Raw genomic sequence first — 16,234 nt, 5'->3', positions numbered from 1 at the left:
TCGATCGACGTGACGTCGTCGTCATCGGTCCTCTTCTCTGAGGTGTCGGGTCGTGCGGGTCGTGCGGGTCGTGCGGGTCGTGCGGTCAGAACTCCGTGTGCCCGAGGTCGGGCGCGTCGACGAGGGCGAGCGCGTCGGCACCGCCGAGCAGCTCGAGGACGACGACGCGGTCGCCGCGGCCGGTCACGGCCGGCGCGGGGGCGTAGAGGGTGGTCTGCGGCCCCTTGGACCAGTAGCGGCCGAGGGACGTGCCGTTGACCCAGACGACGCCCTTGCCCCAGCCGCGCGTGGAGACGAACAGGTCCGCGCGCGGCAGGTCGGCCTCCCAGACGCTGAACGACGGCCCGGGCACGGGGGCGGTGGACGCGGGGGCGTCGGCTGCGAGCGCCGGGGACGCCGCGAGCGCGTCGACGTCGACGGGCAGCACGCGCCAGCCGGTCAGGGGCCGCCCGCCCAGCGTCGCCGGGCCGATCAGCCCCTTGGCCTCGCCGATCCGCGGGCCGTAGTTGACGCGGCCCTGGTCCTCGACGAGCACGTCGAGGCGGCCGGCGCCGGCGGGCAGCGTCAGCGACGTGGCCCGCTCCGAGCGGTCGATCACGCCGACCGCGCGCCCGTCGAGGAACACCTGCGCCCGGTCGCGGACCTCGGCGAACGCGAGCACGGCAGGCTCCGCGAGCTCCACCGACGTCCGGTACAGCACGAAGCCCGAGGCCGCCGCGACCTGCTCGTGCGTCGGCACGTCGTGCGCCTCGACCCAGCCGTCGAGCCCGTCGACGACGGACCACAGGTCGACGGTGCGCCGTCCGTCGCGCAGGACGCCGGTCGGTGCGGGCCGGCGCTCGGGGGCCGTCTCCGCGGGGAGGTCGGTGTACGTCCCGAGCACCGCGCGGAACGCGTCGTACTTGGCCGTGCGCGTGCCGTCCTCGGCGAGCGGGGCGTCGTAGTCGTACGACGTGACGGTCGGCTGGTAGACGCCCTTGTCGTTGGCGCCGGACGTGAACCCGGCGTTCGTGCCGCCGTGGAACATGTACACGTTGACGGACCCGCCGGCGGCGAGCAGCGCGTCGAGGTCGCCCGCCGACTGCGCGGGGTCAGTCGTGTGGTGGTGCGCGCCCCAGTGGTCGAACCAGCCGCACCAGAACTCCATGCACATGAGCGGCCCGGTGGGCTGGTGCCGGCGCAGCGTCTCGAGCCGCTCCGGCGTCCGCGAGCCGAACGTCGCCGTGCGGTGCAGCTCGGGCAGGCCGCCGCGCTCGAGCATCGCGTCGTCGGCCTGGTCGCACGTGAGCAGCGGGACCTCGATGCCCTGGGCGCGGTTGATCGCGACGAGCGCGCGCAGGTAGTCCTTGTCGTCGCCGTACGCGCCGTACTCGTTCTCCACCTGCACGGCGATGACCGGCCCGCCGCGCGTGACCTGGCGCTCGGCGACGATCGGCAGCACGTGCTCGAGGTACTGCTGCACGGCCTTCATGTACGTCGGCTCGTTGCGGCGCACCCCGACACCGGGCATGCGGAACAGCCACGCCGGGAACCCGCCGTTGTCCCACTCGGCGCAGATGTACGGGCCGGGACGCACGATCGCGTGCATGCCCTCCGCGGCGACGAGGTCGAGGAACCGGCCGAGGTCGCGCGGGCCCGTCGTGTCGAACACGTCCGGCGTGGGCGCGTGCACGTTCCACGCGACGTAGGTCTCGATGGTGTTCAGGCCCATGAGCCGCGCCGACCGGATGCGGTCCGCCCACAGGTCCGGGTGCACGCGGAAGTAGTGCAGCGCGCCGGACAGCACCTGGTGCGGGCGGCCGTCGAGCAGGAAGTCCTGCTCGCCGATCTCGAACGTGGGCATGGCGGGGCTCCTGGGGTCGGGAGGCGGGTGCGGCGGGTGCGGCGGTGGGTCGCACGTCCACGACGGAGGGGCGGGTGGCGCCCCTCCCACGTCGGCGGACGACCTGGGCGGCGGAGGAAGCGGCGGCGGAGCAGGCGGCGGGAGGCGACGGGGGCGGCGGCGTGCGCCGCCCCCGTCGGTCCCGCTCAGGTCACTCGACGGTGAACCCCTGGTCGTTGCCGTACGTCGTCAGCTGCTGCTGCCACGTGGTCAGGCCCTCGGACAGCGTCGTGTCGGAGACGTACGCCTGGCCGACCGTGTCGTTGAAGACGCTGTTCGCGTAGACCTGGAACGGCAGGTACTGCCAGCCCTCGGAGACGTCGGCCGCGGCCTGCGAGAGGACCTCGTTGATCTTCTGGCCGCCGAAGTACTCGGACTCCTCGGCGAGGTACTCCTCCGACTCGAGGTCCGCCACGGTCGCGGGGAAGCCGCCGCCCTCGAGGCGCAGCGCGACGCCGTCGCCGGCCGACGCGAACTCGAGGAAGTCGTACGCGAGCGCCTTGTTCTCCGACGCCTCCATGACGGACATCGCGGAGCCGCCGTTCTCGGCCGTCACGGACTCGCCGGCCTCCCACTGCGGCATCGGCGCGACGCGCCACTTGCCGGCGCCCTCGGGCACGCCGGACTCGAAGTTGCCGGGCATCCACGCGCCGGTGACGAGCGTGGCGATGGTCCCGTTGCCCAGGCCCTGGTACCACTCGTCGCTCCACGCGCTGATCGGCGCGACGAGGTCGTCGGTGATGAGCTGCTGCCACATCGTGGCGTACGCCTGCGAGCCCTCGTCGGCGAGGTCGATGGTCACGTCGGTGCCGTCGACCTGGAACGGGCGGCCGCCGGCCTGCCACATGAGCGACGTCGCGAGGCCCGCGTCGCCGGTGTCGGCCGTGATGTAGGCGTTCGGGTCGGCCGCGTGCAGGGCCCGCGCCGCCGCGACGTACTCGTCCCACGTCGTCGGGACCGCGATGCCGTGCTGCTCGAACAGCTCCGCGTTGTAGAAGAGCGCCATCGGGCCGGAGTCGAGCGGCAGGCCGTAGACGCCCTCGCCCTGCTGCACCGCGTTCCACGGGCCGGGCGTGTACGTGCCGTCGAGCTCGTCGGCGCCGAGCTCGGTGAGGTCGGCGAGCGACTCGCCGATCGCGAACTGCGGCAGCGCGTAGTACTCGATCTGCGCGAGGTCCGGGACGCCCGACCCGGCGCCGATCGCGTTCTGCAGCGCCGTGTACTGGTCGTTGCCCGTGCCGGCGTTGACGAGCTCGATCGTCACGTCGGGGTTGGCCTCCATGTAGGCCTCGGCGATGGGCTCGACGGTCGGGTCCCACGCCCAGACGAGGAGCTCGCCGCCCTCCTCGGCGGCGGCGTCCGGGTCGGCGTCGCCGCCGCCGCCGGAGCAGGCGGTCAGCGTCAGCGCGAGCGCGCCGGCGAGGGCGGCACCGCGGAACGCGGTGCGGTGCATCGCGGTGCGGGTGGTGCGGGTCATGGGGTGTCCTCTCACGTCGTCGTACGGGAACGGTGGTGCGGGGTGGCGCGGGGGCGCCGGTCACTCCTCGACTGCGCTGCTACTCCTTCACGGAGCCGGCGGCGAGGCCGGACTGCCAGTAGCGCTGGAGGAAGAGGAAGGCGACGACCAGCGGGACGATCGTCAGCACGGAGCCGGTGATGACGAGGTGGAAGATCGCCTCGCCGCCCGCGGTGGCGGCCTGCGCGTTCCACGCGTTGAGGCCGAGCGTCAGCGGGTACCAGTCGGGGTTCTTCAGCATGATCAGCGGCAGGAAGTAGTTGTTCCACGTCGCGACCATCGTGAAGAGCAGCACCGTGACGATGCCGGGGGCGAGCAGCGGCAGGCAGACCTGCGCGAACGTGCGGGCCTCGCTGGCGCCGTCGATGCGCGCGGCCTCCATGAGCTCGGTGGGGATCGCCTCCGCGGCGAACGTCCACATGAGGTAGAGGCCGAACGGCGAGATCAGCGACGGGATGATCACCGACCACGGCGTGTTGGTCAGGCCCATCTGGCTGAACATGAGGAACGTCGGCACGGCGAGCGCGGTGCCGGGGACGGCCACGGCGCCGATGACGACGGCGAACACGCCCCGCTTGCCGGGGAACTGGAACTTCGCCAGCCCGTACCCGCCGAGCACCGCGAGCAGCGTCGCGCCGCCCGCGCCCAGCACCACGTACAGCACGGTGTTGAGGAACCAGCGGACGAAGATGCCGTCGTCGTAGGTGAGGGTCTGGCCGATGTTGGTGAAGAGCGCGAACGAGTCGCCGAACCACAGGCCGAACGACGTGAGCAGGTCGCCCTGCGTCTTCGTCGCGTTGATGACCAGCCAGGCGAGCGGGACCAGCGCGTACAGCAGGACGAGCGCGGTGAGCACCGTCATGAGGACGGACTTGCGCGGCCGGTCGACGCTGCGGCCGCGGGTGCGGCCGGTCCCGGGGCGCTGCCCGGCACCGCGCGTGCTGCGCAGGCGGGGGGCGGACGACCGGGGCGTCGTGGGGGTCGGGGTCGCGGTGGTCATCGCTCACGCCTCCTTGCGCATGCCGCGCAGCTGGACGACGTAGGCGATCACCATCGTGAGGACGCCCATGATGAGGGCGACCGTGGCCGAGTAGTTGTACTGCTGGCCCGAGAAGGACAGCGAGAACGCGTACAGGTTCGGCGTGAAGTACGTGGTGATGGCGTTGGGCGCCAGGGACTGCAGGATGCTCGGCTCGTTGAACAGCTGGAAGCTGCCGATGATCGAGAAGATGCCCGCGACGACGAGCGCGCCGCGGATCGCGGGCAGCTTGATCGCCGTGATCACGCGCCACTGGCCGGCGCCGTCGATCTCCGCCGCCTCGTACAGCGAGGTGGGGACCGTGCGCAGCGCGGAGTAGAAGATCAGCATGTTGTAGCCGACGAACTCCCAGGTCACGATGTTGCCGATCGCGGCCAGGACGAGGTCGGGCGACAGCGGGTTCGGCAGGCTGACGCCGAAGGCGTCGTTGATGTTGCCGACGAGGCCGAACCGCGTGCCGTACATGAAGCCCCACATGAGCGTCGCGACGACGGCGGGGACGGCGTACGGCAGGAAGATCGAGATGCGGAAGAAGTCCCGCCCGTACAGCCGGCCGCTGTCGATCGCGAGGGCCACGAGCAGCGCGATGCCGAGCATCACCGGCACCTGCACGGCGAGGAACAGGGTGACGCGGCCGAGCGCGGACCAGAACTGCGGGTCGGCGAGCGCGCGCTGGTAGTTCTCCAGCCCGACGAACGTGGTGCCGCCGACGAGCTGCGTGCGGAACAGGCTGATCCACAGCGAGTACGCGATGGGTGCGAGGAACACGAGCGCGAACACGGCCATGAACGGGCCGACGAAGCCCCAGCCGGTCCACGACGGGCGCGCGCGGCGGCGGCGCACCGCGGCGGCGGGGGCAACCGCGGGGGGCACGGCGGTCTGGGTCACGGGACACTCCTTCGTGGCGCCGGATGTTGACGTCACCATCAACGGCAACCGGCACGTTTCCACCGGGTGTCCACGGGTGTCAAGCGGTCGGGCGCTGTCGCAGGTCACGGAATGGTGACGTCACCATCCGTCACGTCCGGTGATGACGACCGGGCCCATGGCGACGTCACCATCGCTATGCTGCTCAGCATGTCGCAGGTGACCTCGGCCCGCGGCCGTCCGGGCCCGTCCATCGCCGACGTCGCACGGCTGGCCGGCGTCTCGCAGCAGACCGTCTCCCGCGTCTCGACCGGCGCCACCAACGTCCGGGCCGAGACGCGTGACCGCGTCCTCGCCGCCATGGACCAGCTCGGCTACAGCCCCAACCACGCCGCCCGCGCGCTGCGCTCCGGCTCGTTCGGGACCATCGGGCTCATCGCCCACCGGCTCACCCGCACGGGCGAGTCGCGGACCTTCGAGGGCGTCGTCGAGGCCGCCCGCCAGCACGGGTACAGCGTCACCCTCGTGGACGTCCGCACCCCGTCGTCGTCCGACGTGTCCGACGCCGTGCGCCGGCTCGACCACCAGGCCATCGACGGCCTCGTCGTCATCCGCGCCGAGGACGCCACCCCCGACACGCTCGCCCTGCCGCCGCGGCTCCCCGTGGTCGTCTCGGACTCCCGGTTCGTCGGGCACCACCCGGCCGTCGGCACCGACCAGGCCGAGGGCGCGTCGCTCGCCGTGCAGCACCTGCTCGACCTCGGCCACCCCACCGTGCACCACGTCGGCGGGCCGCTCGACTCGACGCCGGCGCGGGTCCGGGCCGACGCGTGGCGGACCCGGCTGCGCGCCGCCGGCCGGCCGGTGCCGGAGGAGTGGCACGGCGACTGGTCGGCGGCGTCGGGGTACGAGGTCGGGGCGCGGCTCGCCGACGACCCCTCGGTCACCGCGGTGTTCTGCGCGAACGACGAGATGGCGGCCGGCGTGGTCCGCGCGCTGCACGAGGCGGGCCGCCGGGTGCCCGAGGACGTGTCGGTCGTCGGCTTCGACGACATCCCCATGGCCGAGTACCTGTGGCCGCCGCTGACGACGGTCCGCCAGGACTTCACGGCCATCGGCGCGGAGCTCGTGGAGCTCCTCATGCGCCAGATCCGCGACCGCACCCGCCTGCCCGGCCACCACGTCGTCGTCCCGACGCGCCTGGTCGAACGCGCGAGCACGGCCCCACCCCGCCCCCGCTGACCCACCCGACCCGCGGACTGCTGTCCACCCCGAACGGGGCCTCGCGTGCGCGCGAGCGTCCGCACGCGCACGCGAGACCCCGCTCGCCACGGACACGCCCATCCCCCCACCGGCGGGTCGGCCCTGACGGAGGTGGCCGTGAGCGGACCGGCGTGGAGACGGCGATGCCCTCCCGGTGCGCGACCGGGAGGGCATCGGTGACGTCAGGCGGGCGGACGGTGGCCGGGGCGCCGTCCGCCCGGGCGGTCAGCTCGTCGTCATGCGGCGGCGGGTGACGACCGCCGCCGCGCCGGCCGCGAGGAGCAGGCCGCCGAGGAGCGCGAGCGCCCCCGCGTCGGTGCCCGTGACCGCGAGCGCGCCGGACCCGCCGCGCACGCCCGTGCCCAGGGCGGTCGTCGCACCCGTAGGCGCGCCGCCGTCCGTACCGGCACCGGCGCCGCTACCCGTCCCGCCACCCGGCGTGGCGCCGCCACCCGTGCCCGGGTCGCCCGGCGCACCGGGCAACTCGCCGGCGACCCGCGTGAACGTCACCGTGCGCACGTCCGACTCGACGACCGCGCCGTGCTCGTCGACCACCCGCACGTACCAGCCGTGCGTGCCGTCCGACGGCGTCCACGCGGCCCGGACCACCGCGCCCTCGGCCCCCGGCAGCACCGGGACCGCGAGGATCGCCGCGTCACCGGCGAGCGGCGAGGCCGTCGCAGCGAGCGCACCCGCCGCGGGCCGCGCCGCCGGCGTGACCGACGTCGCCGCCGTCAGCTCCGCGTCCGTGCGCACCTCGGCGTGGAACGCGTCGGCGACCAGCACCTTGGCCCGCGGCGTGATGCCGGCGTCGGCGTAGGAGATCGTGAACTCCTGCGCGCCGAGGTCGAGGCTCGGGTCGTCCGAGTTGTAGACGTCGAGCGACGGCGAGTACGTGCGGACCTGGATCTGCTCGCCCTCGTTGTCGAAGTGCAGCAGGCGCAGGAAGCCCTGACCGCCCTCCGGCAGGCCCTGGTAGTCGAAGAGCATCTGCGTGACGACGCGCTCGGACGTGCCGTCGCCGTCGTCGTCGAACCGGTCGATGCGCGTGTACGCGTCGTGGTAGTGCCCGCTCATCACCATGCGGACGTTGGGGTTCGTCGCGACGACCTCGTCCTGGATGCGCTGCGGCACCGGGCCGAGCCCGCCGGTCGTCAGCAGGTACTCGTGCAGGTTGACGATCGCGACCCGGTTCGGGAACCGCGCGAGCGTCTCGTTCATCCACGCGATCTCCGCGTCGCCCGGGCCCCAGCCCATCGAGACGACGACGAAGTCGATGCCGCCGGCCGTGAGCAGGTCGTAGTGCCCGCGGTTGTCCCGGTACGAGCCGCCGTACCAGGGGTTGCCGGCGAACCGGGCCTCGCCGAAGTACTGCGAGTAGGCGGTGTAGTCCGAGTCGAAGATGCCGACGTCGTGGTTGCCGGCGAGGACGCCGTACGGCAGCCCCGCCTCGTCGAGCATCCGGTACGCGGCGTCCGCGTTGGCCCACTGGTAGGGCTGGTCCCAGTTGTCGACGATGTCGCCGGTGTGGAAGAGGTACTGCAGGTTCAGCTCGTCGCGGCGGTCCAGCAGGTACTCGTGGATCGCGAGCTGGTGGTCGTAGAACGACTCGTTGTAGTACTGCGTGTCCGACTCCCACGCGAGCGTGAAGTCGTAGTCGGGGCGCGGCGTGTCCTGCGGGTGGGCCGGGGTGACCGGCGTGGCGCGGGTGGACAGGTTCGCGCCCGCCCAGCCCTCGGAGTGCTGGACGAGGAAGCGGGCCTCCCCGTCGGCGACGTGGCCCGCGACGGGGACGTCCGCGGCGAGCGTGAACGTCTCCTCGGTGCTGCCGTCGCCGGTGCCGACGTGCCGGTCGACCTCCGCCCACGCACCCGCGGCGACGTCCCACACGTGCAGGACGACCGTCGCGCCGGACTCCGCGGCACCGTCCCACGTGGTGACGACGCGCGCACCGTCGCCCGCCTCCGCGGGGACGGCCACGTCGAACAGCTGGTACGGCAGGGCGTCGCCGCCCGCGGTGCGGACGCCCGCGCCGTCGGTCGTGGTCAGCGCGGCGCGCTGCTCCGCGGTGAGCGCCGCGGCGTCCCGGGACGTGGCGGCCGCGTCGCGCGTCGTGCCGGCGGCCGCCGTGACGGCGGCGTCGGTGGCGGCGAAGCGGAACGCCTTGTGGAACGACACCGTGAGCGCGTCACCGGTCGGGTCGCCGACGCGCGCGGCCAGCTCGACGGCCGGGCCCGTGACGTGGGCGCCGTCCTCGGGCGTGAGCAGCGCGACGGACGGCGTCTCGTCGGGCGTGGTGAACGTGCGGCGCTCGGTGTGCGCGTTGCCGGCCGCGTCGGTCGCCGTGACGGCGACGTGGTGCTCGCCCGGGACGAGCAGCAGCGACGACGTGGTGAGCGGCAGCGTGACGGGCTCGCCGTCGAGCGTGGCGGTGAGGGAGGCCACGGACGAGGTGGCGTCCGTCGCCGTCGCGTCGACCCGGATCGTGCCCTGCAGGCCGGCGTCCGACGTCTCGTCCGCGTCGACCGCGATCGCGACGACCGGCGCCGTGTTGTCCACGACGACGTCGGCCGATGCCGTGGCGGTGCCGTCCGTGCCGGTCACGGTGTGCGTGCCGTCCGTGACGGTGGTCGTGTCCCACGCGTGGCCGACGGCCGTGAAGGCGTCGTCCGGGATCGTGAACGTCGCGGCGTAGTCGCCGATCTTGCCCGCGGAGTCACCCATCGCGATCGAGCCGCCCGTGTAGCCGGCGGGCACGAGCGTGCGGCCGTCGGGCAGCACGAGGCGCGGGTTGATCGCGGTGAAGTCGTCGTTGTTCTCGTCCGGGTCGTCGCACGGGTACGCCTTGGTGCCGGCGGACACGAGCACCGTGACGGGCTCGCCCGGGCGCACGGCCTCGAGCGGGACGGACGCGGTGACCGTCTCGACGTTCGAGTAGGTCCCGCGCTCGAAGATGGTGAGCACCTGGCCGTCGTGGCACGCGTCACCCGTGGGCGACGGCAGGACGATGCCGTTGCGGAAGGCCGCGTCCGTGGCGGTGACCTCCACCGCGAACACCGCCGGCTTCTCGAGCTGCGGGGCCGTCGGCGTGAGGGGCGTGCCGTCGACCGCGAGGGCGAGGTCGGCGGGGTCGCCGCTCTCGGCCGCCACCGAGACCGGCGCGGTGCGCGCGAGCAGGTCGCCGTCGGCGACGTTCAGGCGGACCGGGTCGTCGCTCGCGCCCAGCACGGGCAGCGTCACCGGCGCCGTCTCGACCAGGTGGACGCCGTCGGACGCCACCCAGCGGTACGTGTAGGACGACTTCCCGATGAGGTCGACCGCCGGGACGGTCGTCGCGAACCGGCCCGAGCCGTCGTCCTGCAGGGACAGCACGCGGTCGGCCGCGTCGAGGTCGGAGCGCACGTGCAGCTCGACGCGCCTGACCTGCCGGTCGTCGTCGACCTCGGCCGCGAACGTCAGCGCGGCGGCGGGGTCGACGACGTCGGGCGACCGGTCCGCGACCGTCGGCGCGGCGGCGTCGGCGACCGGCGTCGTGAGCGTCGCGGGCGCCTGGTCGGCCTCGACCGTGCCGGGGGACGGGGCGCGCGTGCCGATTAGGCGCTGCCGCGAGAAGTCGGCCGCGTCCGCGGCGTAGTGGATGCCGCGGTCCGTCGCGACGTCGCGCGCGCCGGCCATGTTGTAGTACGCGCGGCTGACCGTGTGGCCGGTCTGCGTCATGACCTCGACGCCGCGCGGGCTGCCGTTCGCCATCCCGCCCGCCGGCATCTCGAGGATGCGCTCGTCCGGCAGGTCGACGCCCCAGAACGTGCGGAAGTCGGCGCGCGTCAGCGCCTGGTTGCCGCCGTTCTTCACCCACAGCACGAGCGTGCCGCCGGGCGGGACGACCGCGTCGGCCGGGGTCGCCGGCCACAGCGTGGTGCTGGCGTTCGTGTAGTCCTCGTTCGGGTACAGGTACCGGATCACGTGGTCCGCGAACGGGACGGGGCGCGTCGTGGGGTTGTAGACCTCGACGTACTCGTAGCCGTCGGACCCGCCGACGTTCGTCGAGTCGACCATGAGCTCGGTGACCTGGAGCAGCCCGCGCAGGGAGTCCGCCGGCGGGGCCGGTGCGGTCCCGGGGGCGGCCGTCGGGGTCGCGGTCGGCGTGGGCGTCGGCGTGGCCGTCGGCTCCGTGGTCGGGGTGGGCGACGCGGTGGGCGTCGGCTCGTCCGTCGGCGACGGCGTCGGGCCGGGGTCCGCGGACGTGCGGTCGGCCAGCTGCTCCGGCGCGACGACGCCCGGGCTCGGCGCGGCGAGCGTCGCCAGGACGTCCATGGCGCGCGTGCCGGCGTCCACGGGCGTGCGGAACTGCACGACCTGGTCGACGCCGACGCCGCCCGCCGGCACGAACGACCAGCCGACGACCTCACCGGACGGCGACAGCACACGGATGCCGCGGTCGCCGCCGTTGGCGATGCCGGCCTGCCCGCTGAGCGGGACCACGGGGTAGTCGGTCGACGGCCCGCCGCGCTGCGCCCAGAACGCGCGGAAGTCCGCGGCGTCGTGCCGGGTCGTGTCGACGTTGCCCGCCGTGTACTGCACCCACAGCACGACGGTGCCGCCCGCCGGGACGACGGTGCCCGCGGGGACCGACAGCGGCTTGTCGCGCGAGCGGTCCCCGGAGTCGGCGAACGTGTAGGCGAGCTGGTACCCGCCCTCGCCGAGGACGAGGTCCGCGTCGGTGGTGTTGGTGAGCTCGACGTACTCGAAGTCGTCGTACCCGGTGTTGTCGGGGGCGATCTCCGTGACCACGAGAGGCCACGTGGCGGCCGGGGCCGCGCCCGCGGGAGCGGGCAGGAGCGTCAGCGCGAGCGCGGCGACGGCGGTCGCGCCGACCGCCGTCGTCGTGCGGCGCGCGCGGGGGGCGTGCGAGGGCATGGGTGTCCTGTCTCGAGGCGAGGGGAGCGCCGCGAGGCTAGGGAGCGGTACCGACCGGGGGGTGAACGACGGGTGGCCGGGCCGGGGCCACGCGTCGACGCTGCATCGATTCGCCCGTGCGGGTGACGGCGGCTCGCCCAGGGTGCGCTCAGGACAGGAGGCGGGCGATCACCCGCGCGCCGGCCTGCGGCGACAGGTGCGGCGAGCCGGTGAGCCGGCCCTCGAGCGTGGCGACGTTGAGCACGCTGATGACCGCGAGCGCGGTGTCGAAGTCGTCCTGCGTCGTGCCGGGGTCGGCACCGTCGCCCTGCCGCGCGCGCCGGACCTCCGCGACCTGGTCCGCGAGCACCTCGTGCGACGCGACGTGCAGGCGCGCGAGCTCGCCGGACGCCTCCGGGTGCCGCAGCCCGTACGCGAGGAACTCGAGCGACAGCAGGATCCGCGGGTCGTCCTGCACGCCGCACAGCCAGTGCGTGAGCGCCTCCTCGTCGACGCCGTCGACGGTCACGCCGGGCAGCGTCGCGTCGGGCGACTCGATGGTGATGTGGAGCTGGTCGCGCGCGAGGGTCAGGAAGACCTCCTCCTTGGACCCGAAGTGCGCGTAGACGGCGCCCTTCGTGTACCCGGCCTCGGCGGCGATGTCGCCGACCGACGCACCCTCGTAGCCCTTCGCCGCGATGACGCGCGCGGCGGCGGCGAGCAGGTCGGCGCGGGTGCGGTCGACGCGCTGGCGGCGGCGGTCCTCGGCGCGGGCGCCGCCGGTGGCGGGTGCGTCGGCGCCGTCCGTGCCGTCCGTGCCGGAGGTCGTGCCGGTGCCGCTCGTCGTGCCGGTGCCGGTGGGGGACGCGGTCCGGGCCGTGCGCGAGATCGTCTCGGACGCGACGGCGAGCCCGCGCGAGGCCTCCCGCAGGGACTGCGCGACCGTCGCGCCGACCTCGGGCACGACCGTGCGCGCCTGGTCGCCGAGCACGCGGGTCAGCGTGGCGGTGGCGTCGACGAGCGCGCGGGTGGCGGCGCTGAGCGAGTCGTGGTCGTCCCGGGCCATGCGCTCAGCGTAGACGGCGCGCGTACCACTCGGTACCCGACACATACCGAGCGGTACATCACCTCTTGATGCCAGGCGGTATGCGAAGATACCGTCGAGCACGTACCGATGGGGATCCAGGGAGGCGGAAGATGAGCACGGACGTGCTGCTGTCCGTCCGCGGGCTGCGCAAGCGCTACCGCGGGCGGACCGGCGTACAGGCGAACGACGGGATCGACCTCGACGTGGCGGCGGGCCAGGTGGTCGGCCTGCTCGGCCACAACGGCGCCGGCAAGACGACGCTGGTGCACCAGGTCGTCGGGCTGGTGCGCCCGGACGCCGGCACGATCACGCTCGACGGCGTCGACGCGGTGGCCCGGCCGGAGGTCGCGCGGCGGCTCGTGTCGATCCAGGCGCAGGCGAACGTGCCGATCACCGGCCTGACGCCCCGGCGCGCGATCGAGCTCGTCGGTCGCATCCGCGGTGGCGACCGCACCACGGTCGCCCGCCGCACCGAGGACCTGCTCGACGCCCTCGACCTCGGGGCGTGGGCCGACACCCGTGCCGAGAAGGTGTCGGGCGGCGTCGCCCGGCTGACCTCGTTCGCGATGACGGCCGTGCAGCCCGGCGCGCTGGTGGTGCTCGACGAGCCGACCAACGACGTCGACCCCGTGCGCCGGCGCCTGCTGTGGGCGCAGATCCGCGGGCTCGCCGACGCCGGCCACGCGGTCCTGCTCGTCACGCACAACGTGCGCGAGGCCGAGCGGGTCGTCGACCACCTCGCGGTCCTCGACCACGGCGTCGTGCTCGCGGCCGACACTCCCGCCGGGCTCACGGGCACGCTGCGCGGGTCGCTGACGCTCGAGGTGGACCTGCCGCACGACGGCCCGGTGACGTGGCACCCGGCGGTCGTCCCCGGCGCCGCCGGACGGCTCCGCGCGACCGGCACCGTGCCCGCCGGGCGCGCGCCGGAGGTCGTCGCCTGGGCGCAGGGCGAGGTCGACGCCGGCCGCCTCGAGCGGTACGCGCTCACGCCGGCGTCGCTCGAGGACGTCTACGTCCGGCTCGTCGGCGAGGACCGCGCGCCCGAGGAGGTGGCGGCATGACCACCACCCGCCCGGCGACCCGTCCCGACGTCGCGACGGCCGCCCGGCAGACGCTGCTGCTCGTGCAGTGGCAGTTCCGCCGGCAGAGCCAGTTCCTGCCGCTCATGGTCGTGGTGCAGGCGTTCATGGCCGTCGCCACCGTCGTCGGCTACGGCCTGCTCGTCGGCGACCCGGACCCGCTCACGGCCCTCTACCTCGCCACCGGCGCGCCCACCATCACCCTCATCACGATCGGCCTGGTCCTCACGCCGCAGCTGCTGTCGCAGTCGCGCACCGAGGGCAGCCTCGACTGGCTGCGCACGCTGCCCGTGCCGCGCACCGCGTTCCTCGTCGGCGACCTGCTGGTGTGGACGCTGCTCGCGCTGCCCGGCATGGTGCTCGGCGTCCTCGTCGGCGTGTGGCGCTTCGACGTCGACCTCGCGCCCGCGCCGTGGCTCGTGCCCGCGACGCTGCTCGTGTCGCTGACCGCCGCGTCCGTCGGCTACGCGATGGCGGCGCTGCTGCCGCCCGCGCTCGCGCAGCTGCTCACGCAGGCGCTCGTGTTCGTCGTCCTGCTGTTCTCGCCCGTCTCGTACCCGGCCGAGCGCATGCCGCAGTGGCTGCAGGACGCGCACGCGTGGGCGCCGATCGAGCCGATGGCGCAGCTGGTGCGCGCGGGGCTGGCGTCGGACACGTTCGCCCTGCCGGGACGGTCGCTGGCCGTGCTGCTCGCGTGGTGTGCGGTAGCGGTCGTCGGGGCGGTGCTGGCGCTGCGCAGGCGGGCGTAGGGGTGGGCGACCATGACGGTGGTCGAGGTGATAGCGCAGGCGCTATCGTCGGCGGCATGGCGACGTACGGGGAGCAGCTGCGTGCGCGGCGTCGGCGTCTCGGCTGGAGCCAGCGCGAGCTCGCGGGACGCAGCGGCGTCCCGCAGCCCGTGATCGCCGCCGCGGAGACGGGCAGGCGGGCGGTCGGCGCCGCGGCGCGTGAGCGGCTCGACCAGGCGCTCGCGGTGCGGCCCTCGGTCGTCCTCGACCTGCACCGCGCGGAGGTGCGTGCCGCGGTGGCGCGCCACCACGGGCACGACCCGCTCGTCATCGGGTCGGTGGCGCGCGGTGAGGACTCCGTCCGCTCCGACGTGGACCTCGTCATCACCTTCGACGAGGGGACCGACCTCGTCGACGTCCTCGACCTGACGGAGGAGCTGGAGGAGCTGCTCGGCGCGCCGGTGGACATCGTGTCCGGCCGCATGGTCGGAGCCGTCAGCGCGCACGCGGTGCCGCTGTGAGTGCGGTGCCCGACGAGAAGCTCGGGCGCCTGCTCGTCGACCTCGCCGGCATCGCGGACGACGCGGCCCACGTCGTCGCGCACGGCCGGGACGCGTACCTCGCCGACGACCCGACCGGGCGCCTGCTGCGCAACGCCGGGGAGCGCATCGTCATCAAGGTCTCCACCGCCGTCGAGAAGCTGCCGGCGGAGTACAAGGACGCCCGTCCCGACGTCGAGTGGACGAAGATCCAGCGGATGCGGAACCTGATCGCGCACCACTACGACAAGGTCCAGGCCGACTTCGTGTGGGCGACGCTCGTCCGGCGGGTGCCCGATCTCGCGCGGCGGCTGCGGGGTCAGGACGAGGGCGACGGCGCGCCCTCGTCCTGACCTCGGTGCGACCGTCGCGTCAGCCCGGCGTCACCGTGAACGGCTCGTGCGTGACCATGCTCGGCTGCACCTCCATGACCACCGACGCCGGGTCGGTGATCGTGTACGCGACCTCGAACGTGACGGTCTGCCCCGGCTGGACCGGCTCCGACGGCGCGAGCGTCAGGTCCGAGCCGTAGTCGTGGATCTCGGTGGCGGCCGCCCCGCCGGACGTCACGGACGTGAAGAACAGCACCGGGTGGTACTCCTCCGCGCTGTTGTTGGTGACGGCTACCGCGAACCGCATGTGCTCGCCCGTGGCGCCGACACCGCTCGCGTACGGCGACGGCTGGTACGGCGCGGGCGCGGCGACCGTCACCTCGAGCCCGTCCTCGTAGACGAACGTCTCGCCGAACGCGACGGTCATGTCGGCGGCCGGCTCACCGCCCGACGGCTCGTCCAGCGCGAAAGGGTCGGTCGACGGCTCGTCGAAGGGGAGCGGCTCGTCGAACGGCAGCGGCTCCTCCGCCGTCAGGCCCGCCTCGAACCCCTGGACGAACTCGGTGAGCACCCGCGCGTACACGGCGTGCGACAGGACGACCATGCCCACCGACACGACCGCGACCACCACGCCCGCGATCGCCATGCCGCGCCCGGGCCGGGACTTCGCCAGCGCGACGACGCCCACGACGAGCCCCGCGACCGCCAGCACGCCGGCGAGGTAGTTGACGAACGGCACCCAGCTGAGCAGCAGCGCGACACCGGCGAGGACCAGCGCCGTGATCGCCATGCCCTTGCCCGGCGGCTGCGTGCCCGGGGGCGGGAACGCGCCGGGGTGGCCCGTGCCGGGTGCCAGGTACGGCGGCGGACCGGCGGGCACGCCGTAGCCGGGAGCGGCGGCGGTGGGCGGGGTGCCGTGCTGCGCGCCGTAGCCGGGGCCGGCGTACGTGGGCGCGGGCGGGGCGCCGTGCGGGGCGGCGAACGCGGGCGCGGGGTGCGGGGC

General features: G+C 74.2%; 11 protein-coding genes and 1 pseudogene. 5 read left to right on the top strand and 7 right to left on the bottom strand.

Annotated features, from left to right (window positions below; genetic code table 11):
- Positions 1–85: 85 nt before the first annotated feature.
- The 4 genes from AB6N23_RS05825 to AB6N23_RS05810 form a co-directional block, all read right to left on the bottom strand.
- Complete coding sequence (locus tag AB6N23_RS05825) at positions 86–1,843, bottom strand: glycoside hydrolase family 35 protein (protein WP_412865153.1); 1,758 nt, start codon at positions 1,841–1,843, stop codon at positions 86–88.
- A 190-nt stretch (positions 1,844–2,033) separates the two neighbouring features.
- Positions 2,034–3,359, bottom strand: coding sequence for an ABC transporter substrate-binding protein (locus AB6N23_RS05820; protein WP_412865152.1), 1,326 nt, complete (start codon positions 3,357–3,359; stop codon positions 2,034–2,036).
- A gap of 79 nt (positions 3,360–3,438) precedes the next feature.
- A complete protein-coding gene (locus AB6N23_RS05815; protein ID WP_412865151.1) occupies positions 3,439–4,398 on the bottom strand; it encodes a carbohydrate ABC transporter permease in 960 nt (319 codons plus the stop codon).
- Positions 4,399–4,401: 3 nt separating this feature from the next.
- Positions 4,402–5,364, bottom strand: a complete 963-nt coding sequence (locus AB6N23_RS05810; protein ID WP_412865150.1) for a carbohydrate ABC transporter permease — start codon at positions 5,362–5,364, stop codon at positions 4,402–4,404.
- Between the two features lie 150 nt (positions 5,365–5,514).
- On the opposite strand from AB6N23_RS05810, the gene AB6N23_RS05805 reads away from it, so the two are divergent.
- A complete protein-coding gene (locus tag AB6N23_RS05805) occupies positions 5,515–6,546 on the top strand; it encodes a LacI family DNA-binding transcriptional regulator (RefSeq protein ID WP_412865149.1) in 1,032 nt (343 codons plus the stop codon).
- Between the two features lie 246 nt (positions 6,547–6,792).
- On the opposite strand, the gene AB6N23_RS05800 is transcribed toward AB6N23_RS05805, so the two are convergent.
- Both AB6N23_RS05800 and AB6N23_RS05795 read right to left on the bottom strand, forming a co-directional pair.
- A complete protein-coding gene (locus AB6N23_RS05800; RefSeq protein WP_412865148.1) occupies positions 6,793–11,484 on the bottom strand; it encodes a lamin tail domain-containing metallophosphoesterase family protein in 4,692 nt (1,563 codons plus the stop codon).
- Positions 11,485–11,632: 148 nt separating this feature from the next.
- Entirely contained in the window at positions 11,633–12,529 is an 897-nt protein-coding gene (locus AB6N23_RS05795) for a TetR/AcrR family transcriptional regulator (protein WP_412865147.1), read from the bottom strand.
- 131 nt (positions 12,530–12,660) lie between these two features.
- Here AB6N23_RS05795 and AB6N23_RS05790 point away from each other — a divergent pair, with 131 nt between their 5' ends.
- From AB6N23_RS05790 to AB6N23_RS05775, 4 genes are read left to right on the top strand one after another with little or no spacing between them, the layout of a single operon-like run.
- On the top strand, positions 12,661–13,614 hold the full coding sequence (locus AB6N23_RS05790) for an ABC transporter ATP-binding protein (RefSeq protein WP_412865146.1): 954 nt from the start codon (positions 12,661–12,663) through the stop codon (positions 13,612–13,614).
- On the top strand, positions 13,611–14,381 hold the full coding sequence (locus AB6N23_RS05785) for an ABC transporter permease (RefSeq protein WP_412865145.1): 771 nt from the start codon (positions 13,611–13,613) through the stop codon (positions 14,379–14,381). The genes AB6N23_RS05790 and AB6N23_RS05785 overlap by 4 nt, the downstream gene beginning before the upstream one ends.
- Positions 14,382–14,437: 56 nt before the next feature.
- Positions 14,438–14,881, top strand: coding sequence for a helix-turn-helix domain-containing protein (locus tag AB6N23_RS05780; protein ID WP_412865144.1), 444 nt, complete (start codon positions 14,438–14,440; stop codon positions 14,879–14,881).
- Positions 14,878–15,252, top strand: coding sequence for a HepT-like ribonuclease domain-containing protein (locus AB6N23_RS05775; protein ID WP_412865143.1), 375 nt, complete (start codon positions 14,878–14,880; stop codon positions 15,250–15,252). Before AB6N23_RS05780 ends, AB6N23_RS05775 begins: the two co-directional genes overlap by 4 nt.
- Before the next feature lie 19 nt (positions 15,253–15,271).
- Here the strand turns inward: AB6N23_RS05775 and AB6N23_RS05770 are convergent.
- Positions 15,272–16,234, bottom strand: a pseudogene (locus AB6N23_RS05770) (hypothetical protein); the annotation flags it as partial.

Origin of the sequence: Cellulomonas pasadenensis, from assembly GCF_047229365.1 — a bacterium.
Classification (GTDB): Bacteria; Actinomycetota; Actinomycetes; order Actinomycetales; family Cellulomonadaceae; genus Cellulomonas.
The sequence above is the reverse complement of the archived record's forward strand: the minus strand, read 5'-3'. Positions and strand labels throughout refer to the sequence as shown.